Here is a 23,714-nt window from a genome sequence, read left to right on the forward strand (position 1 = left end):
AAATCACACAGCAGCCTTCAACAGCCGTCTCATATAATTAGTGCAGGCTACCGCAAAATATAAGGTTTGCATAATAATATATATCCCGACTATAACGCCAGCGTAGTGCCATACGTCCATCATAATCAGATTGCCCAGCGCCTTCATAGCGAAGAAGGTATGGACGATCCCGACTGCCACCGGAACAAGGAAAATAATTCCCACCTGCGATATGACGATGCGCCGGACCTCACTAACCGTCATTCCGATTCGTGTCAGCGCTCTGATCTGCGCCTCATCCTCCTTCAGTTCGGTAAACAGCTTGAAGTAAAGCATGCTTCCTGAAGCGATGAAGAACAGACAGCTCACGAATAATCCGATAAAGAGGGTCAGAGCTGAGGTTTGCTTCATATGAAGATAGGATGAAACCCGATTCATCTGCGCGAATTGCTCATGATCGGAATCGATTGCCGCCTCTATCTTCCTAACCGTCGTGAGCGCGCTCTCCCAATCTTTAATTTCGAAGCCATAAGCTACTTTTTGCCCAGCCATCGGTGTTGCCGATAGCCACTTCTTGTACTGCGCATCATCAACGACGATCAAATTCCTGAAGCTCTCGATCGGTGCAATGATTGCGCCGAACTGCATAGGGTCCATGTCCAATGTGGTCCGCTCGCCATTCAACTGAATTTCCAGAGAGGAGAAATCCAAGTCCGGCTTGCTTGATTGTTCCTTGTACTTGTATGGAAATACGATGACAGCCCGGCCGTTCACAACAGACAGTTTCGACACCTTTTTCAGCTCCGCGACACGATTGTAATCCGATTCCGATACGACAGCTGCCGTCCAATTGTCATAAAGAAGCTTCTCCCCATCGCCCTTCCTGACCTTCTCTGTCGGAATGCCAACAAGCTGCACCTCATAGTCAAGCTCCCGCCCGTCACCCTTCACTATCTCGCGGACTTTGTCCGGATGAATGACCGCATGGGATTGAAGCCCCCTCTCAATAAACCCGATCGTTTGAGGCGTTTGAGATAAAACCTGCTCCTTCCCTCCCTTATCAAACACATAGAAGGTTCCCGATGCGGTCAGAATGACTGCGCTCAATATCGATACCATGAACAAAATCCGCGCATTATCCTTAAGCTTGAACGCCATCTGCGACAAAATAATCATATTCGTCCGGTTGTAGAAGAGCTTCTTGTTCTTCTGCGCCAATCGTATTAACGCAATGCTGCCCTGTGTGAATAAGAAATACGTGCCGACCGTAACAAGCCCCAGTATGGGAAGCATGAGGATGACAGCCGTGCTCACATTCATCGTATACGCCAACGCATATCCTGCGCCTAGACATAGGACAGATAGAATAGACAGCCATATAGAGAATACCGGCAGCTTCTTCGGCTTGTTCGCTTCCTTCAGCAGCTCGACAATTTCTGAACGGCCAATCCGTATCGTTATCAGAAAAGTCAGAACAATAAACAACAGGAAAAAACCAACAACGGTAAATAGAACAGCCTTCAATGGCACTGCGAACGGGATCGGGCTTGCAACTTGGAGCAGAACAGCCATCGCCATGAAGAACAGCTTGCTCAGCAGCATGCCGATACCGATGCCGACTGTGATCGCGAGCAAGGCGATAAAGACACTTTCCAGCATCAGCATCCAGCGCATCTGCCCTCTCGTCATTCCGAACAAGGTGTATAGTCCCAGCTCTTTCTTACGCGTCTTGAGAAAAGCAGAATTAGCATAAAGGATAAAGAAGAACGAGAAAATCGCCACAATATACTCGCACGCAACCATGCCTTGGCGTACGCTGCCAGCTCCTTTAATCTCACCATTAATGACATCGGGATGAAAGATAAAGGAAGCGTACATGTAGAAGACGAAGACAGAGAAGACACTGCTCAGGAAAAAAGCGCTGTACGCCCGCCAATTCCCCCGAATACCGCTAAGAGCGAGCGAACGGAATGTCATCGAAGTTCCCTCCCAACACACTGAGCGCATCCAATATTTGCTGAAAGAACAGCTGTCGGCTTGTGCCGCGGCGAATCTCCGAGAAAAACTTGCCATCCTTTATAAAAATAATACGCCGGCAGTAGCTCGCAGCGAAGGGATCATGTGTGACCATTGCAATCGTTGCGCCAAGCTGTTCATTCAAGTCCTTCAACGATTCCATCACGTCCTTGGCTGCCTTGGAATCGAGATTTCCTGTCAATTCATCTGCGAGAAGTATCGAAGGCTGGTGAATCATTGCCCGGGCAATAGCCGCTCTTTGCTTCTGTCCGCCGGATACCTCGTATGTTCTTTTGTCCAGAATAGCCGATATTCCGAGCAGCTCCGCACAGGGTCCCAGACTTTCTTCGATCTTGGCCAGCAGCACGCCATCGAGTACGAGCGGCAGAACGATATTTTCTTTGATCGATAGAGTATCCAACAAATTGAAATCCTGGAATATAAAACCTAGTTCTCTCCTGCGAAACAACGCCAGCTGCTTTTCATTCAGCTTGGTTGGCTCCTTGCCGTTTATCTCGATCCGTCCCGAGGTCGGTCTGTCGATTGTGGCAAGCAGGTTGAGCAGTGTTGTTTTGCCGCTCCCGGAGGGACCCATAATTCCGACAAAATCACCCTTGTCCACCTCGAAATGGATATCCTCCAACGCTTTATACGTAATATTCCCTTTGCTGCTATAGGTTTTGCAAAGTGCCTCCGTCTTCAAAACAGTCATCTCTCGGCCTCCCTAAGTTATGCAGAGCAGGCAGTTCCGCCGCTTTGCAAGCATACGATTCATGATTGCTATCAGTATACCCTCAGAGGCAGTCCGTTCCCCATCGATTAAACTTTCAATTGCCAGCCCAACCTTACAATGCTGTCACCTTATCCGACAGCTGCTGCAAGCTGCTGGGCAGGAAGACAATGGTCGCAGTCGTGCCGACCCCCTGCTCCGATGAGACGGTCAGCTTATGTCCCAGCTTGGCGCATACCTGTTTGGCCAGATAAAGTCCCATGCCTGTCGATTCCTCTACCAGACGCCCATTGTCTCCTGTGAAGAAAGGCTCATAGATGCGCGGCAGATCATGCCCCGCAATGCCTATTCCTTCATCGATGATTTGCAGCGACACCCCATCTGCCTGATCTGGAATAGACGCGATGCGAATGCGCAGTTTCTTGCTGCCGGACTTTTGCTTACTGTATTTGATGGCGTTGCCGATGAGCTGGTTAATGACAAAAGCCATCCATTTCTCATCGCTCTGAACGACACCCTCGCCTTCAATTTGCGGATAGATCTTATAGCGAATGCATAGACGCTTGTGCATATTCACAACTTGTCTGACAGTCTCATGCAGAGAGATGGAACGGATATGGACATCCACCTCAAACTTCTCCAACCTGGCAGTATAGAGCATCATATCCAGACCGCGAGTCAGCCTGTCGGTCTCCTCCTGAATGCTTCGCAGATCAGACTTCCAGCCAGCAGCCTCCTGCTGCGAATCCGCTTGCTCCCCTTGCTGCGTAATGAGATCAATTACGGCAATCGGCGTCTTCATCTGGTGCACCCATTGATGAATAAAGTGCTGATGGATCTCAAGCTGTCTTCGATAGCGCCCCAGCTCGTCCATGTAAGCCTGGTGCTGCGCCTTCAGCAATTCCTGCACGGCAAGCTGATCGGCGGTTACGCCTGATCGGACTCTGAGCGAGGCATTCAATGCCGACGCTTGCCCAATCGCCTCATTCAACTGTATGTAATACGGCCGCTGGCGCAAATAATCGAATGCGAGCCAGAACAGGATGCAGCATACTGCCAGCAGCCCCGCGTACAAAGCCATCGTCATATCCATCATTGTGGGAAAATACATTTCACCTAAAATAATAGAAGCCCCGGATAAGAGCAGTGCCGCGATAAATACGAGGATATATCCGACTCGGCCGCGAAAATAGCGAATCCACGTAATCTCATGCACATCTTGACGCCCCTCTGCATACTCATAACTGCCCAACCCTCGTCACTCCTTCCAGCGCTCATTCTCGCAGACTCAGCTTATAGCCGTGTCCACGTATCGTTTCAACGGCCCCTTCAAGCCCGATTTCCTCCAGCTTCTTCCTGAGCCGTGTGACATTGACCGTTAACGTATTGTCATCAACGAACTGTACATCGTCCCACATCGTCTCCAGCAGCCGTTCCCTGGACACAATGTGTCCAGCTTGTCTGATCAAACATTCCGCCAGCAGACATTCATTTTTCGTCAAATCAACGGCATGCCCTCGCCACTCCAGCTCATTCTTGCTGAGCTGCAGCTTCAAACCTCCCGCTTCCAGCTCCGTTGCCGCAGCAGGCTGGACAGCATATTCACCGTAGGTCCGGCGCAGCAGGCTCTTAATCTTGGCATGCAGCAAATCCAATGGAATCGGCTTCGTCACATAATCATCGCCGCCGTTCTCAATCGCCATCACCTGATCCATCTCCCCCGCGCGCGCAGAAACAAAAATGATAGGAGCGCTGGAAACCGTGCGAAACTGGCGGCACCAGTAATAACCATCGAAATGCGGCAGATGGATGTCCAGCAGGATGAGATGCGGAGCCGTTTCTACGAGCTCCAGCTTCAAATCGTGGAATCTGGAGCAGCGCACCGCCTCCAATCCATATTTCATCAGCGACTGCTGCAGAAGCTCGCCAATTTTATCATCGTCCTCAACGATGAATACCCGGTACATGCTCATTGCCTATTGCCTCCTCTATTGCAGCCTGCCCAGCAGGCTCATTGCCCATCTATTGCAGCCCCTTATCAAGCACATTGGCTGCTCAGTTGCAGCCTGTTAGCAAGCTCATTGACTCCTCAGTTGCAGCCGCAAAACAGGTCGGTTGTGTCCTATTCCTATTGTATGGAATCTAATCTGAAGCTGCAATCTCCGCCTCGCCGCGGCTCGTGTCAGCTGGCAGGAACAATGCAGAGAGCTGTAGGAGAACACTGAAAAGCCGTTGTTTTACTGCCAATCAGCAGCAAAACAACGGCTTTTATATAAAAGTGGCGCACAATCGGGCTGGAGCAGTAAACTCCAACTATACCTGCAAGAAGTCCCACAGAGCTGCAAAAGTACATCTCCTGCCTCAAATAAAGCCGCTCACAGACGAAGTAACTGCAAAAATACATCAACCATCGCCAGAACCCAGCGTAAACGATGCTTTCCTGCTATTTTGATGTACTTTCGCTTTTGCAGGTAAGTGGCTTGAAAAGGCCCATTCTGGCTATATGACCTGTATTTTTGCAGCAACGAAGGTGAGAGCAGCTGTTGGAGCAGCATGCGGGTGGGGAAATCTTTTTCAGCAGCCAGTCCGAACCATATAGCGCCTTTTTTTCGATACGCGAACCGCTGATTTTGGTTTTGAGCCGAATTGCACCCGCATAATTATATTCTTATCCTATAAATTAAAACGGTAGCCTACGCCCCAGATCGTCTCGATGAGCTGCGGCTTGGAGGGATTCAATTCGATTTTCTCGCGCAGCTTGCTAATATGAACGGTAACGGTGGGAAGCTCGCCAAGGGAGTCCATGCCCCAGATGCTGTCGAACAGTTGCTCCTTCGTGAACACTTGGTTCGGGTTGGACGCGAGATAGAGCAATAGATCATATTCCTTCGTCGTGAATACGATCTCCTTTTCTCTTACGTACACTTTCCTGGGAAGCTTATCGATAACGATATCGCGGATACGCACTTGCTCCTGGAATCGCTTCTGCGGCTGGTCGCCCGTCAAGCGCTCGAAGCGGGCGATGTGAGCCTTCACTCTTGCGACCAATTCGCCGACGCTGAATGGTTTAATGATATAGTCGTCAGCTCCCAATCCGAAGCCGCGAATTTTGTCGATCTCTTCTTTTTTGGCTGAGCACATAAGGATGGGAACTGTACTGATCTGTCTGACCTGCTTGCAAATTTCATAGCCGTCTACACCCGGCAGCATCAGATCCAGGATGATGAGATCAAATTTCTCATCCAAGGCAAGCTGCAATCCGGCATCCCCCGCAGGGGCGATTCTCACCTTATAGCCGCTTGCCTCCAAATAATCCTTCTGCACCTCTGCAATAACGGTATCATCCTCAATGATTAGTATCGTTTTCATGGCGCTCACCTGTATGCCCTTCCGGAGTAAGTAATGTAAAGAAAATAGCTGTGCCCTCATCTATCTTGCTCTCAGCCCACGCTCGTCCCCCATGCCCCGCAATAATCTGCTTCACGATGGCAAGACCTAATCCCGTACCGCCAGTATCTGTATTACGCGCTGACTCCGCACGATAGAAGCGGTCGAAGATGTGGGGCAGCGCCTCCGCGCCAATTCCGCGCCCACTGTCCCTGATCGCAATGATAACCTCACCCTTGTTCCGGCTGAGATTGAAATGAACCTGCTTCACTGCCCCGTCCATATGTTTGATGCTGTTGTCCACAATATTTGCAACGACTCTGCCCAGCTTCTCGCGGTCAGCCATCACATAGATTGGCTCGCCGCCAGGGTGCGGGAACAAGAAGCTGATATCCGAGTATTGCGGATGCAGGCGGAGCTCCTCAACATAATTATGCAGAAATCCTGCCATATCTGTCTTTTCAAAATAAAAGGGAAGCCGGTTCAAATCCAGCTTCGAGAACAAAAACAATTCATCTATAAGCCGATTCATATGCGTTGCTTTGTTATGAATCATCTCGATATATTTGATCTGCATTTCCGGAGAATCTGCAATGCCGTCCCGCATGCCCTCCGCACATGCCGTTATGGCGGCAATCGGCGTCTTCAGATCATGAGAGATGTTGGAGATCAGCTCCTTGCGGCTTTCTTCAAATTGCAGCTGGACACTGATTGATTCCTTCAGCCGAACTCTCATTTCTTCGAAAGCCGCGCTTAATTGGCCGAACTCATCCTTCCGGTTCAGCTTCAGCTCATAGTCAAGATTGCCCTCCTTGATCTGCTGCGCCGCACGCTTGAGTCCGTACAGAGGCTTAATGAAGCTGCGCGACACCAGATAGGTCAATCCGCCATTCGTCAACCCCACTACGATCAGAATGAACAGCAGAATAATCGGGAAGATCGCGATGAAAATCTCGCTCACGCGGTCCGCTGTCAGCACATATACTGCGCCCTTGCTGCGATCTGCAAATGTCAGCGTATATTTCTTTGCCGTGTAGTTAATGCCGTCCACATCTATTTCATCCAACTCGAAATTGCTGTAGGCGGGTCGCTTCAATGCGATTGACTTCAGCTTCGGCAACAGTTCTCCCTCATCCAGAGCAGATGAAACGAAGGATACAGCCCCCTCCATCTCCACGACTAATCCTGCCTGCAAGCCGCCCAGCGCTTCGCCGGTCTTCTTCAGAAAGGAAGCATCCTTGAATCGATCCGGCTCATTCTTGGCAAAGTAGGCTAGCCCAGAGGCCCATTCCTCCTGCTTCTGCATCATCTCCTGCACTTCTCGCACACTTTCGAAGTCGCCGATGAACTTCGCAACAGGATTCATCTTGTCTTTCATCATTAAAGAGAGAACCAGTATTACGGTTAGTATAAAAATCATGGTAGGCACGATAATCATTGCGATATAGGATACAAGCAGCTTCAGCCGGATGGACATCGGAATTCTCCTAGCTTAGTATTGTCTATTGGCGAATCGAAACAGGCCCGCCATATATATGATTATACTAAAGGATGCCAGAAAGGCGAAGATGCTGAATAATTTCATGAACGACACACCGCTTCCAACCCACATCGTATACCAGTCCGTATAGGCAAAAGGAGACCATAGGGACGCTTGCGGCACAAAGTAAGGCAGCAGCTTGAGTGCGGAATACAGGGCGATGCATATAATAATCGCGGTCGTGCTGCTGGTGAACCACTGGGCTACTAATGCTGCAAGCATCGCTACAGCCGCCATCGGGAACATCGCCGCCAAATATGCGGCTGCTCCATCCCACATCCCTGCCGCACTCCAGCTATGCTCTAGAAAAAGTCCTGAAAGAAGTGAAGCTGCCCATCCACCTGCCAAAGTAAGAAACGTAATGATCAGCAGCGCAATTACTTTGGAAGCATAGATTTTCGCCCTTGTAATCGGTCTGACCAGAACAATCTTAAGAGTTCGTGCTGACGCTTCGCTGGAGAATGAGTCCGCTGCGCTCATAAACAGGTAGAGCGGCACGAGGACCGCAGTTAGCAGGCCCAGCATAATAAGCGGGAAGTTCGTGCCGATAACCGCTGAGATGCCGATGCTCGACTGAACATTGGCGATTAGCCAAGCGAATAGAACGGGCAGAAGCACGATCGTAAGCAGGAACCATTTGGTCTTGCGATGCAGCCACCATTTGTGCATTTCATTGCGAATATTTGCAGTGAGGCTATACATGAGCTGCCCCCTCCCTCGTTTTTTGTATGGCAGATAGATAGACCTGCTCCATCGTTTGCCCCCCTGCAAGCAGCTCCTCAATCACTCCCTCGCCAATTAACTGGCCATTATAAAGAATGCCTGCCCGGCTGCAGACCATCTCCATCTCACTCATCATATGGCTGGAAATAATGAAGGTTATTTTCTCCTCCCGAGCCAAGCGGAGTATGACATTGCGCACATCGATAATTCCCTCGATATCAAGACCATTCGTCGGCTCATCCAGTAAAATAAGCTTGGGATTGCCGAGCAGCGCCGCTGCCAGAGCCAGCCGCTGCTTCATACCAAGGGAATACCCGCTTACCTTCTCATCGCTGTATGACTTCAACCCTACCATTTCCAACACCTCATAGATCCGATCACTAGCCATATTCCGATAAAATCTGCTTGCCAGCTTCAAATTCGCATAGCCGTTCATATATTCGTAAGCATCCGCAGTCTCAATCACACAACCGACATGTGCCATCGCCCCTTCGAACTGCTCCGATATGGATTGACCGAATATGCGTACACTGCCTTCATCGGCAGTCATTAATCCCGTCATCAATTTGAGCAGGGTCGTCTTGCCCGATCCATTCGGACCGAACAGACCAAATATATCGCCCCTGTTGATAGCAAGATTAATATCGCGAACGCCTCTTCCATTCTTGTACGTTTTGGATAAACGCTCAATTGACATCGCTGCTTGTTCTGTCATTCCCATCCCCTCATTCATGCGTCATAGAAGCCAGGCAACCTCTTGCGCTGCCGCTGCCCAGCTCCTTTGACTGATTCGTTATCGCCGTGATGGCTTAATGCTGTTTTCTCTCTTTCCAAGCTTTCGTATCGATGGCCTCTACCTTCTTGCCTTCCAAATCAATCTCATCGACAATCGTGTTGTTGAAATCTGAGAATTGAGCTGTAAAAGCGACGGTAATCTCATGTGCAGCTCCTGCCGCATCCTTGCCCGCAATATCGATTTCCAACGTTTGGCGCTCCAGTTGATTGTCCCCATTGATCGTTGCGTCCAGATTGACCGCTTCAATTCGGATATCGTCTGTCAGCTGAGGCAGCGCAGCATCGAATTCACCGCCGAACAACTGCTCTTTGAACGAGCTTGATGGAATGTCGGATACGTCCGAGTCCTTATGTTTGACACCATGCTTGACCAGGAGCGATCCAACCGCATTCACAATTGGCGGCAGCTGATTGCCTTCCATATGCAAGGATACATCCTTCTTCCCGTCCGCTCCTTCTTCAAGACTGATCTGCTGCTTCAAATTGCCGACCAATGCATCAATGACCTGCTCGATTTCCTCTGGCACTTCCCAGTCACCATGCTCCTTACGCTCCGCGCTCTCCTTCTTCTTATCCAAATCCAGTGTGTAATATGTGTCCTGTGCACTGTTCTTAATGACTACCTGGTCCCCTTGATGGTAGACCTGAAGCTGACGGCTGTCTGTACCGCTATGGATTGCGAAATCAGCGTTCGTGCCCTCTCCCTCCTCATCGAGCTTGACATTCGCCTTGGCATCCAGCACCGAGCTGCCATTGTCCGTAATCGACAGCTGGAAATTCGTCGTTACGCTGGAAATCTTCTCGCTGTTCTTCAATGCCGATTTGTACGCCTCGTAGCCGGAGGTTCCTGCGCTGACTGAGAATCCGCTAACGACCAATATTACTGCGCTCAATGCAACTGGAACACCATAGCTCAACCATTTTTTCTTACTCATCTTCATTTCCTCCACTCCTCTATGTTTTGAAAACTTCTGCTGCGGCTCTGAAGCTTTCTGATAACAGAATAACTCCCATCTCTAAACTGCCCGTTAATGAAATCTAAAGAAAGTATAAAATCGTAAAAAATGTTTGCCGCCGCATCGGTTTGTTCACACTCGGAAGGGGTATTAACGTGAAAAGGAAGGAGGCTGACAGCATGTCTGCGCCACGCAAGTCCTTTAAGAAACGTTCCATTGATTTCGCCCAGAGTCTATACTGCCGCATTCAGGATGACGAGGTTCCAGCTATGGGAGCGCAGCTGACCTACTACCTGATACTCGCATTCTTCCCGTTCCTGATCTTCGTCATTGCCGTTCTCAGCTTCACCGATCTCAGCGCCCAGAATGTGATTGACTACATTCAGCTTGTTCTGCCGGAGATGTCAGCATCGACGATTACCGATGCTTTCGCGGAAATTCAGCAGTCCCGCAGCGGCTCCCTGCTCTCCTTCGGTCTGCTGATTACATTATGGTCTGCATCCAATGGCATTAGCGCAGTGATGAAGGCGCTGAACAAAGCCTATGATGCAGAGGAAACACGTCCGTTCTGGAAGGTGAAAGCGATCTCGCTCGTATTCACGATTGTGCTGGCTATCGTTATCGTCTCCAGCTTTGTCATGCTTGTCTTCGGAAGGGTAATCGGCGACAAGCTCTACAAGTTCACCCAGCTGCCGGGCAGCTTCGACCAGATTTGGGCCGTCGCCCAGTTCGCGCTGCCTATCGCCATGATGATTGTTGTGTTCGCGTTGCTCTATCTGTTCATACCGAACTTGAAATTGAAGTTCAAGGAGGTCATTCCGGGTGCTGTATTCGCCACATTCGGCTGGATCGCCATCTCCCTGCTGTTCTCCTTCTATGTAAACAATTTCGGCAGCTATTCCAAAACCTATGGCAGCATCGGGGGAATTATCGTACTGTTGACATGGCTGTATCTGTCCAGTATTACGATCGTCCTGGGCGGGGAAATAAACGCCGTTCTGCACTTCGACAGAAATGCCATTCACAAAAAACCGTGCAAGCAATTCTCACTATCGCTCCCTTTCCTGAGCAAAAAAAAGAAGAACCATGGCGGTTCCTCCAAAGACTCTGCGCGAGCGGTGAATCCGCCAATTCAGAGATAACGCTATACATGGCCATTCATTCCTCTGGATGAATCATATCCTCGGCCCGAACGACCTCATCGAACTTCTCGGCAGTAATGAGCCCGCTGCGAATCGCTGCCTCGCGCAGCGTCATCCCCTCCTGGTGGGCAGTCTTGGCGATCTTCGCCGCATTCTCGTAGCCGATATGCGGATTAAGCGCCGTCACAAGCATCAGTGATTCGCTGAGATAGCTCGCGATCGCTTCCCGGTTCGCCTCCAAGCCAACTGCGCAATGCTCGTCAAAGGACCGAATCGCATCAGCCAGCAGTCTGGCGGAGTGGAGGAAATTGCGAATGATAACAGGCTTGAACACATTAAGCTCAAAATTGCCCTGACTGGCAGCGAAGCCGATTGCCGCATCATTGCCCATCACCTGACAGACGACCATTGTCAGCGCTTCGCTCTGCGTTGGATTCACCTTGCCCGGCATAATGGAGCTGCCGGGCTCGTTCTCCGGTATGCGAAGCTCTCCGATTCCGCAGCGGGGACCGCTGGCCAGCCATCTGACATCATTGGCGATCTTCATGAGGTCTGCCGCCAAAGCCTTGAGCGCGCCATGAACGAATACAAGCTCATCATGACTCGTCAGTGCATGAAACTTATTGGGCGCGCTCACGAAACGCTTGCCTGTCATCTCGCTGATCGCAGCCGCAACGCGCTCCCCGAACTGAGGATGGGCGTTGAGCCCCGTGCCCACTGCCGTTCCGCCAATGGCGAGCTCACGAAGCTCCTCGCGGCTGGCCCGCACATAACGCTCGCACTTGGCGAGCATGCTCACCCAGCCGCTAATCTCCTGCCCAAGCGTCAGCGGGGTCGCATCCTGCAGATGGGTGCGCCCAATCTTAATAACATCCGCGTATTCGTCACGCTTGCGTTCCAATGTTTCTCTCAGCTGCGCAATAGCTGGCAGCACGTGATCATCGACTGCAATTGCAGCAGCAATGTGCATCGCTGTCGGGAAGGTATCGTTCGAGCTCTGTGAACGATTCACGTCATCATTGGGATGAAGCGCTGCGGACAAGCCTTGCTCATCCAGCAGCTGGCCCCCTCTTCGCGCAATCACTTCATTCACATTCATGTTCGATTGTGTTCCGCTGCCCGTCTGCCATACGACAAGCGGGAACTCCGCATCCCAGCGTCCAGCCAATATTTCATCGGCAGCCGCCGATATGACTGCTGCCTTCCCCTCATCCAGCTTGCCGAGCTCCTTATTGGCAACCGCCGCGCCTTTCTTCAAATACGCGAACGCGCGAATGAGCTCGATCGGCATAATATCCGCGCCGATCTTGAAATTGTTCAGACTGCGCTGGGTTTGAGCCCCCCACAGCCGTTCCGCCGGAACCTGTATCTCACCCATCGAGTCCTTCTCTGTTCTGAAACTCATGTTTCCTGTCGCCTCCAATACAGCTCATCGATGCGATGAGCACCGTTAGCAGTATTTTACTGTAATTTCGGCTATCGTATACATCTGCTGCGGCCTTCGCAGGCGCTGCGCATAGGGCCCTACTGCTGCTCCGAGAACAACACCCGAAGCTGACCCGGAACTTCGCGGCTCCGACGTGTGGCTGTGTCCATTGCAACACTTGTCACAAACGCATCCGCGCACAGTACGCCCCGCGAATTGGCAATCGTCTGCTTCAGTACATAACTGCTTTTTCCCATGCGCTCGGGAGTCGTGGTGATCGTCAGCACATCGCCCTGCCTGCATTCATGACGATAATTAATATTAATGTTTACGGTTACGGTTTGAATCCCCATTCTCAGGAAAGTTTCATAGTCAAACCCGGAGCGCTCATACCACTCCTCTCTTCCCCATTCGAGATATTCCAAATATTTGGCGTTATTTACATGCCCGTTCACATCGATTTCTGTCGACCGGACGATAATTTCCAGAGTGACCTCCATCTTCCTTCATCCCCTATCATGAACCTTGAGCTCTGCATAATAATTTGATCACCTATCGTTGCCCTGAAATTTAGAGTAATATGCAGACAACAAGTTGAATGCGATATGAAGCAATACCGAAAAAACTATGGATTGCGTATAATCAGCAATCGCTCCGAACATAAGCCCTCCTATGAACGCGAAGAACATGTATCTGATGCATAATTTATCAAATTTATAGTATTGCAGATGAGAAATTGCAAACAACAATGCCGAAATGATTACTGCTAAGCTGACTGGTAAATAAGCTAATTCAATAATAGTATTCTGAAATGATCTATTCAATATCGGCAATAGCAATCCTCTAAATAGGACTTCTTCAAAAATGGGGTAGAAAACAATAAAGTTTATAACATGAAATTTTCCCGTTGGCTGGTATCCCGAATATTTTGTAATAACAAGATTTGAAATCAAAATCGCCAAACATATAAAGATGATAGCCCTATCAACTACAGGGAGATGATACACAAAATTATCCTTTACAAAAAGAGCGGCAATGGAAGCTGCGCCTCCCCAAATATAAACAATATATCTATCTAAATTTCTATCTCCCAATAGGTAAGTAGCCTTTGTAGCAATCCCTCTAAGCATCGCATACGAAAATGTTAGTAAAACCGCTAGTCCAATTATTATAGCTTGACTCATACGACTTAATGAACAGCCCTCTCCCTAAAAGGATATGAACAAGGTTTCATGTAATTCCAGCCAGCAATACAAAGCTCACCAGAATCCTTCACTGAAACAATTGATAGATTATCATCTGATATTTATAAATATATATATCATAGTTATCTAAAGGTTTGCCAATAGATTCAGAATTCGTGCCTCCGTACAACTCCCTTGCCCTGAGGGTCTTGATCCGCCGCCCATTCGTCGAATAAGTAAAAGGCTTGCCCTCTAAACAACTGTCTAAGAGGGCAAGCCGCTTACTATCAATGCAAATATGATGAGTACATGACCAAATCCGCTGATCGAGCTTAATGTAATTGTTTCTTATCTCTTTTCCTGGACAACAAAATGATGAGCAGATAGATGACCAACAGGCAGCTGACGATCATGCTCGACCATGCGCCAATCAACAGCGTCGACGGAGCCCACACTTTCACAAAACCCCATGGCAAATCAAAGAACATCATTTGAGGCAAGCGATATAAGTAGTAGCCGATGATGCCGAGAATACATATTCCCCCAATCATATAGACGGTATGTATCCAGCGAAAATCTGTGAAGACCCTTTCTTTGCGGACAAAATTCAGGGCGATGCGCAGTAAAAGTAACGCAAAGCCTATTCCCAGAATTGAGACGACGATGATCACACGTGTCATTAATTTGTCTACATTCTTGTATGTGTCCTCGGAAATTGTTGTGGGCTCTTTGCCTTGAATAAGGGAAGCAATCCCCTGTGCAATCGACTCCGTATAGTCTGAATTCATGTTTGTTAAGACAACGATGCCTACTTCGCTATCTGGCAGCATGATCATAGATGATGAAAAGTTCGGATTGCTGCCGCCATGAGCCACATAATCAGTAGTATCAACCTGATACACAAACCAACCAGCTGCATAGGACGCCACGCCGGTGTGATCCGGTATCTGTGATTGGCGAACTGGACTCGCTTCCTCGCTCTCCTCTAAGGCCTTCAATTGAATTCGCAGCCATTTGGAGGCATCTTCTACGTTCGTGATGATATAACCAGCGGGCGTATTCCCTCGGTAGGTCGGCGCTTGATAGGCTGCAGGGCGCAGAAAGCCCATTTTGTAGCCCTGCGCGAAATCCAGCTTCGCTGCATCTTCCCTGAACAAGAACGTATTATTCAGCTCATAGGGAGTAAGGATGGAATTCTGCATGTAAGCTTCGTAAGATAATCCCGTCACTTCTTGAATAATGAGTCCAAGGACATCGTAGTTGATCGTCGCGTATTCAAATCCCTCTCCGGGCTCGCGATTTAGGTACCATCCCTCCAGCTTCTTCACCGTATTCATGAGCGCCTGGTCACTCTCGGAAGCCGGGATATCTTGAATAGAGCTGAACGGAATACCGCTCGTATGATGAAGCAAATGACGGACTGTCATTTCTTTGTCTGATGGATTCGCCTCTTGCACTTTCATCTGCAACCAAGGCAAGTAGCGACTCACAGGGGCGTCTAATTCAAGGAGCCCCAAGTGTACTAGCTGCATGACGGCTAAACCGGTGAAGGCCTTGGTGTTTGAACCGATTTCGAACAAGGTTGTCGGCTTCACTTCTCGGCTTTGCTCCAGATCTGCATATCCGTAGCCTTTCTGATACAAGGTCGTATCTTTGTTCGTTATCGCTACGGCCAGTCCGGGGAGATCACTCTCCTCCATCTGGCTGTTAATCCAATCCTCCAACTGACTGCGGGACATCTCTCCAACGAGCGGCTGATTCTGATCATCCTGTGATAGGGCAGAGACGCCATATCCGCTATTTAGAAGAAACAAGCATAATAATAATCCGATCGCTCCGATGCTTCTTGCATTCCACTTCCACAAATTTATTATCCCCCTCTTATTAGTCCAAACTATAATCTAAGTCGAATTGCGATAGCTTCACGATATACATGATCCATTTTCGATAAAATTTGACCTGCTGTAACCGTTGCTCTACGTCATGTTATCGTTCCTCGATCATTTTCATCACAATCACCGTCCCAATAAGTTTTATATGACGTGTTTCGTTCACCTCCCTCAGGAAATTAAAGTTTTCTCCGTTTTTCTCGCTCCTTCATAGGATTACATTGTTGACATCCCAAGCAGCCTTGGATAATAGTTTACGGAGTGAGAATATTTGGGACCGACCTGTTGGCGGGAACAGAGGTGGGGACCTCCATTAAGGTAAATCTTCGGCGGATAATTGCCAATATAATACTATAAATGGTATATATCGTTATCACAATGTGAGTATTCATAAGAGTTAATACCATCTTTGTAAAGCGGAATTTTCTTAGTTATTATACAAATATTTCTTCATAATAAAAATATAGTTTCTAACACCATTTGTCAATTATAGTTAGAAAAATTATGTATACATTTTGTAATATCATGACTTAAGCAGTTCACGAGATTTACTGACAAATGTGAGATTCTATGCTTGATTTCTTATGTTTTCTACTTCGAACCTGGCAACGAAGCAAGTGCACATTTGCTAAAGGAGGCTGCAGTGGAATCATAACGGTAAATGGCGCCACAGAGGATAGGACCCTGTGACGCCATTTTTGGCTGTGTTGGATGGAATTCAGGGTCAATAGACGTTTATTTCACCCCTTTTGAAACAGCCTCCTATGCGGTCTGCCGTCATGCTGCCATCATCCACCCGACACGCCGCAGTGATATCGCCGGCTTGCTGTCACGCGGCAACCTCAGCTCGCGCATTTCTCCAAATATTCCTTCAGAATAAACATCATCAGATGATCCATAATCATATGGACATCCTCCACCTTCTGCATATCATGGATCGGAACGTGAATGGAGCAGGTCGCAAGCTCCTTGACCCTGCCGCCGTCATAGCCGACAAGTCCGATTGTCTCCGCACCCAGCTCGTTGGCATATTCCAGCGCGGCTACAATGTTCCTGGAATTGCCGCTGCCGGAAATTCCGATAACGAGATCATTAGGCGTCAAATAGTTTTCCAGCTGCACCTTGAAAATTTGATCATAGCTGACATCATTTGCGATCGCCATAATTGTAGAAACACTATCATTCAAGCAGCTGAAACGAAATTTCTTGCGCAGCTTCTCACTGACTCCCTTATTGAAATCATTGACGAAATGAGAGGCCGTCGAAGCGCTTCCGCCATTGCCGAAAATATAAACAAAGCCGCCCCGCTGCTGCACATTTATTAATTTCTCAATGACGGTGTGAATTTCCTCCACGTCCATCCCATCAAGCACGTCCTTCAGCCCATTCAAATACCCCTTGATATCCCCACGAAAATCGACAACAGCCTGCCCCATCATTTCACTCATTTTAAAAACTCCTCTCAATTTAATTTAGTTTAACTATTCATAATTTTCTGATAATTAAGTAGCCAGTTGTGCTGCGGCTTCTTCGAGCACAGAGCTTACTTGGCTGCAAATGTCCTTATCCAGCAGCTCTTCCAGCGACAATGGCGAAGTAATGCTCCAATTCCAATCCCCGACTGTTCCCGGCCGGTTGTACCTGATGCTCCGGTAATCGCCCTCTATTAGTCCCAGCATGCACAGATAATCCAGAAAGGACGTTATCGACCATACCGCAGTAGAGGACAGAACCGAACGAATAGCCGCTCTTAGAATCTGTTGATCGCACTTCTCCCGCACAGGTCCATCCAAGCCCATAATCGACCACAATTTATTCTTCTCCTGATAGCTGAACAGGTAAACGCGGTACAGGTCATATACTTCCGGCTTGGTTTTGCCCAGAAGCTCCGCTAATCTGTCGTAAGAGTCCACTTCCTCGCGCCAGCGCAATTTGCCATTCACAGAGGGAGCGTCCTCAAAGAGAATTCCCTTCATCTCCGCTTCGTTCAATCCCTCTTTCTCGCAAAATTCCACAAAGATCGAGGCATCTATCATTCCCGCTTCGTTCTCCCACCAATCCCGCCATATAGACGTATCGTGGTTCGAGAGCGTATACACCGTAAGCGGATGGTAATCCTCCGGCCGAATAAAGTTCTCCGTTCCATCCCAATCCTTATCCCAGCGTTGGAAGTTGATCATTGGAACAGACAGCTCGCTCAATACGGGGATGAATTCAACAGCAAAGGGAGCCAAATTCTCGCCGCATAGGATCATATTCGTGCTCTCCAGCATGACCGTCAGCAGTTGCCTCCCCTGCGTCTCCTGCTCCTGCAGAGAGCGTGGATAATTGAATCCGTTAAGACCTCCATTCTCATTAGGGTCGTCTCTTGGAATACACCACATCTTGAACATGGCGGACAAATAGTCAAGGCGCAGCATATCAAAGAAGCATTCGTTATATTGAAGCCGCTTCCGATAGAGCAAGCTATCATCCGCAATAATGGCCTTCCAATTATAGATGGGCTGGTCCCCCCATCTCTGTCCCTTCACATGGGACGATTCGGGCGGCAGACCAGGAACGAGATCCAGCCGAAAATATTCCCGACGTGCCCAGACATCAGCACTGTCCCGAGCAGAGACATAGAACAGATCACCCATCAGCCACACCTTGTTGGCATTCGCATAAGCCTTTGCCGCTCTAAGCTGCTCATACAGCTGCCACTGAACCCACTTAACGAACAGGATATTCGTTTCTTGCTCCTCGCTGAATTGCTGCAGAGCCGCAGGCTCGCGATCTCTGTACTTCGGCTCCCAGCGCTCCCACGAATCCGTGGAATAATAGGTTTTCAATGCGCTGAACAAGGCGTAATCCTCCAGCCAATACCGATTCTCCGCCACATAGTTCCTGAAGGCTGCGCATTCCAGAGGCGATGCGAGCTGGAACAGATTACGCAGCGCATTGAGCTTGGCATACTTCACATTCGTATTCATGTGGCCTTTGCCGCCGATCGGATACTGCTGCCTGATTTCCTGAATATAAGGCTCCGCCGCCTCCATCGTGATCCCTTCCAATCGATCCAATGCCATGTACATCGGTTCAATGGCGAACAAGCTGTTCGTCGAATAAGGCGAGCTGTAGTAATCACTCATGGGCAGGAGCTGGAGGATGGTATGTCCGGTTTGCACGCACCAATCCACAGCCAGCTTCAAATCCTCCAAATCGCCTATACCCGCGCTACGCTTGGAGTAAAGGCTAAATAGAGGCACCAGCAAGCCCGCCTGCTTCTCTGTCCCGATCCACTTCCATCTGTCCGCCCGATTTGAATCCAGCAATTGACTTGTGATCACAAGATCCCCTCCTGAATCAACGCTGTCACAGAATCTTCGACCAAAGCTCTTACTTTGCTGCAGTAGCTTTCCTCCAGCAGCTCTTCCAGAGACAGCGGTGACGTGATGCTCCAGTTCCAATTCCCCACTGTTCCCGGCCGGTTATACCTGACGCTCTCATAATCGCCCTCTATGATGTCCAGCATGCACAAATACTCCAGAATGGATATGATCGACCATACTCCTCTGGCTGACAGGACCGAACGAATAGCCGCGCTTAGAATATCGTGATCACAGCTCTCCCTAATAGGTCCTTCCAAGCCGATGATCGCCCATACCTTCTCCTTCTCACGATAGCTGAACAGGTACTCGCGGTACAGCTCGTACACAAACAACTCCGATTTCGTCATGCCCAGAAGCTCTGCCAGCTTATCATGCGAATCTACACTCTCGCGCCAGCGCAATTTAGTTGCCGTGGAGCGGGCTTCATCGAAGAGCAGCTCTCGAAGCTGCAGCTCCGCGCCAATCCGGCCAGCCTTCATGCAGAATTTCGTCAAGCAGGAGCGCTCTATCATTCCCGCCTCATTCTCCCACCACTCCCACCATACGGACGTATCCTGATTGGAGATCATATGAATCGTGAGCGGATGAGTATTCTCCGGCAATATGAAATCCTCCGTGCCGTCCCAATCCTTGTCCCACCGTTGAAAGCTGAATATCGGAATGCCCAGACTTCTCACGAGAGGAATAAAATCCAGGCAGAAGGGACCCAAATTTTCTGCGCATAAGAGCATATTGGTGCTCCCGAGCATAGTCGTCAGCAGCTTCCTTCCTTGCTCCTCCTGCTCCTCATCCGTGCCCGGATAATTGAATCCGTTCAGCCCCTCATTCTCATTAGGCTCCTCTTTTGGAATGCACCACATCTTGAACATCAGAGATATCGCATCAATCCGCATGACGTCAAAGAAGTGTGCATTATAGCGAAGACGCTCCCGGTATAGTTCACAGTCATCCGCTATAATGGCCTTCCAATTGTAGATCGGCTGGTCCCCCCATCGCTGCCCTTTGACATGGGCTGGCTCTGGAGGCACGCCAGGCACAAGATCCAGTCGAAAATAAGGTGTGCGCGCCCAGACGTCAGAGCATTCCCGGCCCGAGACATAGAAGAGATCTCCCATCAGCCGCACATTGCTGGCGTTCGCATAGGCCTTCGCCGCTTTGAGCTGCTCGTACAGCTGCCATTGAACCCACTTAACGAACAAGATATTCGTTTCTTGCTCCTCGCTGAATTGCTGCAGAGCCGCAGGCTCGCGATCTCTGTACCTTGGCTCCCAGCTCTCCCAGCAATCTGTGGAATAATAGGTTTTCAATGCGCTGAACAAGGCGTAATCCTCCAGCCAATACCGGTTGTCCGCCACATAGTCGCTGAAGGCCGCGCATTCCAGAGGCAATGCGAGCTGGAACAGATTGCGCAGCGCATTGAGCTTGGCGACCTTCACATGCGTATTCATATAGCCTTTGCCGCCAATCGGATATTTCTGCCGGATCTGCTGAATATAAGGCTCTGCCGCTTCCTTCGCGATCCCTTCCAATCGATCCAATGCCATGTACATCGGTTCGATTGCGAACAAGCTTGTCGTCGAATAAGGCGAAATATAATAATCACCCATGGGCAGGAGCTGAAGGATGGTATGTCCGGTTTGCACGCACCAATCCACAGCCAGCTTCAAATCCTCCAGATCGCCTACACCCGCGCTCCGCTTGGAATGAAGGCTGAATAACGGCGCCAGCAAGCCCGCCCGCTTCTCTGCCCCCATCCGCCTCCATCTGTCCGCCCCATATGAATCCAACCGTTGACTTGAGATCATAAGATCGCCTCCTGATCTGTCTATACGATTCACTTCATAATGTAATCAACCGCCTCCAACAGATGGTCGGCATAATAATTCGGAGCTACCTGAAACAGATTGTCCTTCCCTCCGAGACCAGTGCCTACAAGGACGGTGCTTACATTCGCATTGATGCCTGTCTGAATATCTACCGTTGTATCGCCGATCAGATAGGAGCTTGCGAGGTCAATGTTGTATTTGGCCGCAGCGGATTCAAGCATGCCGATGGATGGCTTCCGGCATCTGCAGGAAATTTTGAGCGCCTTATTCTCTTCGGGATAACCGCCGTCCGGATGATGGGGACAATAAATAATATCGTCCACATAGACGCCCCGCTCGCCAAGAAGAGTCTCCAGCTTCCGGTGGATATCATCCAATTCCTCCACCGAGCACAGATTCCTCGCAATGACGGATTGGTTGGTTATGACGATGCTAATAAATTCCGAATCATTGATTCGCCGTAGTGCCTCGACAACCTTATCCTCAATAACGAGCTGCTCCGGCTTCGACAGAAGTCCAACATATTTGTTAATCGTTCCGTCCCGGTCGATGAAGATCGCCCGTTGCTTCAAGGCCAGGTTCTTCTTTCCGACAATTCCCTTGTCCACATGCTGCTGAACGAGGCTGTAGCGGTCGGGAGTCCCCATGTCCTTCATATACTCTGTCGTTCGATAGGCGCAAATCTCGCCCTCAGGAATTAATTGTGCGATGATATCCTTCTCTAGATCCTGCTTCGTATTGGCTGCGATATAATTAATAATCCGCTTGTTGAACAGGAATATTCCCGCATTCACGCAATTATTATAGTAGTAGTCCCGCTTCTCATTCTTCTTCAGAATGTCCTCCACGAGGCCGCTCGCTCTGATTTGCAGCACATCACTGTCATAGGGATGGTTGTTGGGATGCGCCGCCAGCGTGCCCGTGAACCCATGCCCCAGGTGAAAGCAGATGAATCGATCCAGATCGATATCAAAGATTACATCGCCATACACAAGGACAAACTCCTCAGACAGAGAATCTCTCAAATGATACAATGCGCCCGCCGTCCCAAGCGGCTCCGTCTCCACATAGTAGCTGATATTCACCCCTAGCCTTGTGCCGTCGCCCAGATACTCCTGAATTTTATGCCCCAGATGCCCAATGACAATAATGATGTCCTTAATGCCATACAAGGCAAAATTGTCGATACCGTACTCCAGCACAGGTTTCCCGTTAATCGGAATGAGAGGTTTCGGAATTTCCTTCGTAAATTCACTGAGCCTCGTTCCTTTGCCGCCAGCCAGTATGACCGCCTTCATGCTCCCAGCACCTTTTCGTACACGCCAGTATATTCCTTCACATAACGCGGCCATCCATGATTCTGAGCCATGCATGCGCGAACCATCTTTCTCCACTTGTCTCTGCGCTTGTATGCCTTAATAGCCTGCCGAATCGTATACAGCATAACGTTGGCATTGTAGTGGTTGAATAGAAAGCCATTCCCTTCTCCAGTCGCTTCGTTAAAACGCTGAATGCTGTCACTCAGTCCACCAACCTGACGGACGATCGGAACAGCGCCATACCGCAGCGCAATTAACTGGCCGATGCCGCAGGGCTCATAGCTGGATGGCATGAGGAACAAATCAGAGGCCGCATACGCTTGGTAGGCAAAATCATCCTCATAGAGCGTGAAGAAAAACTTGTCCGGATATCGAAGCGCCGCCTCTTGAAAATAGGCCTCGTAGCTCGCATCGCCATTGGACACCATGACGAATTGGATATCCAGCTTCATCAGGTGCTCGAAGGCATCTCTGACCAGGTCCAGCCCCTTCTCCGTCTTCAATCTGGAGAACAGCGAGAGCATCGGGATATCCTCCCTGACCTCGAATCCGAGCGCCTGCTGCAGCATCCGCTTGTTCAAGTCCTTCCCTTCCAGCGAATGCTCGTCATAATTGGCATAAATTCTAGTATCTGTGGCAGGATTATTGATCTCAAGATCAAGACCGCATAATACGCCGTATATATCCTCCTGCCGCTCCTGAACGGTCACCTCAAGCGTTGAGCCATACTTCTCGGTTGCGATTTCCTTGGCATACGTAGGGCTGACGGTTGTAATCATATCCGCATGAAGAAGGCCCGCCTTCATGAAGTTAATCCCGTCATTGTAGTCGACACGATGCTCCAGCAGCTCCTCCCAGCTCATATCGAGATGGACGCAATTATCCTTGCCGAATACACCCTGGTAGCCCATGTTGTGTATCGTATACAATGTTTTGATGTCGCGATAGAAGGGCTGTTCATCGTACTTGGCCTTCTTGAGCAGCGGAATAAAGCCGGTATGCCAATCCTGGCAGTGCAGAATTCTCGGCTTGAAATCCAGATGGGGCAGCGCCTCCAGCACCGCCTTGCAGAAGAAGCTGAACCGCTCTCCCTCATCCTCATAGCCATACAGCTCGTCCCTGTCAAAATAATGCGTGTCATACATGAAGTAGAGCGGAATGCCATCGTACACGCAGGCTTCAATGGTGCAGATGTGCGCGCTATCGCCCATCCCAATATCCAGGACTGCCATAATCTTCGTGTCTGAAGGGTAAGCGCGGAAGGTTTTATTCATTTTCGGAACAATCACTCGGGCATCCCAGCCCATTTCGATCAAATTTTTCGGAAGCGAATAATTGAAGATCCCCATCGTGCCGGTTGTGAAGGGATACAACTGTGAAGTAACGAATAGCACAGTATTGTTCATCGCTCTAACCTCCATTTTGAGAGTG

General features: G+C 49.5%; 19 protein-coding genes. 1 reads left to right on the forward strand and 18 read right to left on the reverse strand.

Annotated features, from left to right (window positions below; all coding sequences use genetic code 11):
* Positions 1–3: 3 nt before the first annotated feature.
* The 9 genes from L6H65_RS00485 to L6H65_RS00525 form a co-directional block, all read right to left on the reverse strand.
* Positions 4–1,956, reverse strand: a complete 1,953-nt coding sequence (locus tag L6H65_RS00485; RefSeq protein ID WP_236338268.1) for an ABC transporter permease — start codon at positions 1,954–1,956, stop codon at positions 4–6.
* Positions 1,931–2,707: an ABC transporter ATP-binding protein gene (locus L6H65_RS00490; RefSeq protein ID WP_236338270.1), complete on the reverse strand. Its 777-nt coding sequence runs from the start codon at positions 2,705–2,707 to the stop codon at positions 1,931–1,933. Before L6H65_RS00490 ends, L6H65_RS00485 begins: the two co-directional genes overlap by 26 nt.
* A gap of 133 nt (positions 2,708–2,840) precedes the next feature.
* A complete protein-coding gene (locus L6H65_RS00495; protein WP_236338273.1) occupies positions 2,841–3,977 on the reverse strand; it encodes a sensor histidine kinase in 1,137 nt (378 codons plus the stop codon).
* A 22-nt stretch (positions 3,978–3,999) separates the two neighbouring features.
* Complete coding sequence (locus L6H65_RS00500) at positions 4,000–4,692, reverse strand: response regulator transcription factor (RefSeq protein WP_236338524.1); 693 nt, start codon at positions 4,690–4,692, stop codon at positions 4,000–4,002.
* Positions 4,693–5,398: 706 nt separating this feature from the next.
* On the reverse strand, positions 5,399–6,094 hold the full coding sequence (locus L6H65_RS00505) for a response regulator transcription factor (RefSeq protein ID WP_236338275.1): 696 nt from the start codon (positions 6,092–6,094) through the stop codon (positions 5,399–5,401).
* Positions 6,072–7,589: a sensor histidine kinase gene (locus tag L6H65_RS00510; RefSeq protein WP_236338277.1), complete on the reverse strand. Its 1,518-nt coding sequence runs from the start codon at positions 7,587–7,589 to the stop codon at positions 6,072–6,074. Before L6H65_RS00510 ends, L6H65_RS00505 begins: the two co-directional genes overlap by 23 nt.
* A 15-nt stretch (positions 7,590–7,604) precedes the next feature.
* The gene (locus L6H65_RS00515) at positions 7,605–8,354 is read right to left on the reverse strand and encodes an ABC transporter permease (RefSeq protein WP_236338279.1); all 750 of its coding nucleotides are present in this window, start codon (positions 8,352–8,354) and stop codon (positions 7,605–7,607) included.
* Complete coding sequence (locus L6H65_RS00520) at positions 8,347–9,090, reverse strand: ABC transporter ATP-binding protein (RefSeq protein ID WP_236338281.1); 744 nt, start codon at positions 9,088–9,090, stop codon at positions 8,347–8,349. Before L6H65_RS00520 ends, L6H65_RS00515 begins: the two co-directional genes overlap by 8 nt.
* 94 nt (positions 9,091–9,184) lie before the next feature.
* Positions 9,185–10,105: a hypothetical protein gene (locus tag L6H65_RS00525; RefSeq protein ID WP_236338282.1), complete on the reverse strand. Its 921-nt coding sequence runs from the start codon at positions 10,103–10,105 to the stop codon at positions 9,185–9,187.
* Positions 10,106–10,305: 200 nt separating this feature from the next.
* On the opposite strand from L6H65_RS00525, the gene L6H65_RS00530 reads away from it, so the two are divergent.
* Positions 10,306–11,268: a YihY/virulence factor BrkB family protein gene (locus L6H65_RS00530; RefSeq protein ID WP_236338284.1), complete on the forward strand. Its 963-nt coding sequence runs from the start codon at positions 10,306–10,308 to the stop codon at positions 11,266–11,268.
* Between the two features lie 16 nt (positions 11,269–11,284).
* On the opposite strand, the gene fumC is transcribed toward L6H65_RS00530, so the two are convergent.
* The 9 genes from fumC to L6H65_RS00575 all read right to left on the reverse strand — a co-directional run bounded on the left by fumC (position 11,285) and on the right by L6H65_RS00575 (position 23,689).
* Complete coding sequence (gene fumC, locus L6H65_RS00535) at positions 11,285–12,673, reverse strand: class II fumarate hydratase (protein WP_236338286.1); 1,389 nt, start codon at positions 12,671–12,673, stop codon at positions 11,285–11,287.
* Positions 12,674–12,792: 119 nt separating this feature from the next.
* Positions 12,793–13,194, reverse strand: a complete 402-nt coding sequence (locus tag L6H65_RS00540) for an acyl-CoA thioesterase (protein ID WP_236338287.1) — start codon at positions 13,192–13,194, stop codon at positions 12,793–12,795.
* A 48-nt stretch (positions 13,195–13,242) separates the two neighbouring features.
* A complete protein-coding gene (locus L6H65_RS00545) occupies positions 13,243–13,878 on the reverse strand; it encodes a CPBP family intramembrane glutamic endopeptidase (RefSeq protein WP_236338288.1) in 636 nt (211 codons plus the stop codon).
* 332 nt (positions 13,879–14,210) lie between these two features.
* Positions 14,211–15,743 carry a serine hydrolase domain-containing protein gene (locus tag L6H65_RS00550; RefSeq protein ID WP_236338289.1) on the reverse strand — a complete coding sequence of 511 codons (1,533 nt, stop codon included), beginning with the start codon at positions 15,741–15,743 and terminating at the stop codon, positions 14,211–14,213.
* Between the two features lie 866 nt (positions 15,744–16,609).
* Positions 16,610–17,215: a D-sedoheptulose-7-phosphate isomerase gene (locus L6H65_RS00555; RefSeq protein ID WP_236338290.1), complete on the reverse strand. Its 606-nt coding sequence runs from the start codon at positions 17,213–17,215 to the stop codon at positions 16,610–16,612.
* A gap of 54 nt (positions 17,216–17,269) precedes the next feature.
* The gene (locus tag L6H65_RS00560; RefSeq protein ID WP_236338291.1) at positions 17,270–19,096 is read right to left on the reverse strand and encodes a 4-alpha-glucanotransferase; all 1,827 of its coding nucleotides are present in this window, start codon (positions 19,094–19,096) and stop codon (positions 17,270–17,272) included.
* Positions 19,093–20,943: a 4-alpha-glucanotransferase gene (locus tag L6H65_RS00565; RefSeq protein WP_236338292.1), complete on the reverse strand. Its 1,851-nt coding sequence runs from the start codon at positions 20,941–20,943 to the stop codon at positions 19,093–19,095. The genes L6H65_RS00560 and L6H65_RS00565 overlap by 4 nt, the downstream gene beginning before the upstream one ends.
* A gap of 29 nt (positions 20,944–20,972) precedes the next feature.
* Positions 20,973–22,262, reverse strand: a complete 1,290-nt coding sequence (locus L6H65_RS00570) for an HAD-IIIA family hydrolase (protein ID WP_236338293.1) — start codon at positions 22,260–22,262, stop codon at positions 20,973–20,975.
* A complete protein-coding gene (locus tag L6H65_RS00575) occupies positions 22,259–23,689 on the reverse strand; it encodes a glycogen synthase (protein WP_236338295.1) in 1,431 nt (476 codons plus the stop codon). The genes L6H65_RS00570 and L6H65_RS00575 overlap by 4 nt, the downstream gene beginning before the upstream one ends.
* Between the last annotated feature and the right edge of the window lie 25 nt (positions 23,690–23,714).

Source organism: Paenibacillus plantiphilus, assembly GCF_927798095.1.
GTDB classification, from domain to species: Bacteria; Bacillota; Bacilli; order Paenibacillales; family Paenibacillaceae; genus Paenibacillus_Z; species Paenibacillus_Z plantiphilus.

What these genes read in the sequence shown, in the direction of transcription:
- L6H65_RS00575 (WP_236338295.1), bottom strand. Translation starts at nt 23,689, where the DNA reads ATGAACAATACTGTGCTATTCGTTACTTCACAGTTGTATCCCTTCACA.
- L6H65_RS00520 (WP_236338281.1), bottom strand. Translation starts at nt 9,090, where the DNA reads ATGACAGAACAAGCAGCGATGTCAATTGAGCGTTTATCCAAAACGTAC.
- L6H65_RS00515 (WP_236338279.1), bottom strand. Translation starts at nt 8,354, where the DNA reads ATGTATAGCCTCACTGCAAATATTCGCAATGAAATGCACAAATGGTGG.
- L6H65_RS00525 (WP_236338282.1), bottom strand. Translation starts at nt 10,105, where the DNA reads ATGAGTAAGAAAAAATGGTTGAGCTATGGTGTTCCAGTTGCATTGAGC.
- L6H65_RS00555 (WP_236338290.1), bottom strand. Translation starts at nt 17,215, where the DNA reads ATGAGTGAAATGATGGGGCAGGCTGTTGTCGATTTTCGTGGGGATATC.
- L6H65_RS00540 (WP_236338287.1), bottom strand. Translation starts at nt 13,194, where the DNA reads ATGGAGGTCACTCTGGAAATTATCGTCCGGTCGACAGAAATCGATGTG.
- L6H65_RS00505 (WP_236338275.1), bottom strand. Translation starts at nt 6,094, where the DNA reads ATGAAAACGATACTAATCATTGAGGATGATACCGTTATTGCAGAGGTG.
- fumC (WP_236338286.1), bottom strand. Translation starts at nt 12,673, where the DNA reads ATGAGTTTCAGAACAGAGAAGGACTCGATGGGTGAGATACAGGTTCCG.
- L6H65_RS00545 (WP_236338288.1), bottom strand. Translation starts at nt 13,878, where the DNA reads ATGAGTCAAGCTATAATAATTGGACTAGCGGTTTTACTAACATTTTCG.
- L6H65_RS00500 (WP_236338524.1), bottom strand. Translation starts at nt 4,692, where the DNA reads ATGTACCGGGTATTCATCGTTGAGGACGATGATAAAATTGGCGAGCTT.
- L6H65_RS00565 (WP_236338292.1), bottom strand. Translation starts at nt 20,943, where the DNA reads ATGATCTCAAGTCAACGGTTGGATTCATATGGGGCGGACAGATGGAGG.
- L6H65_RS00485 (WP_236338268.1), bottom strand. Translation starts at nt 1,956, where the DNA reads ATGACATTCCGTTCGCTCGCTCTTAGCGGTATTCGGGGGAATTGGCGG.
- L6H65_RS00510 (WP_236338277.1), bottom strand. Translation starts at nt 7,589, where the DNA reads ATGTCCATCCGGCTGAAGCTGCTTGTATCCTATATCGCAATGATTATC.
- L6H65_RS00570 (WP_236338293.1), bottom strand. Translation starts at nt 22,262, where the DNA reads ATGAAGGCGGTCATACTGGCTGGCGGCAAAGGAACGAGGCTCAGTGAA.
- L6H65_RS00490 (WP_236338270.1), bottom strand. Translation starts at nt 2,707, where the DNA reads ATGACTGTTTTGAAGACGGAGGCACTTTGCAAAACCTATAGCAGCAAA.
- L6H65_RS00530 (WP_236338284.1), top strand. Translation starts at nt 10,306, where the DNA reads ATGTCTGCGCCACGCAAGTCCTTTAAGAAACGTTCCATTGATTTCGCC.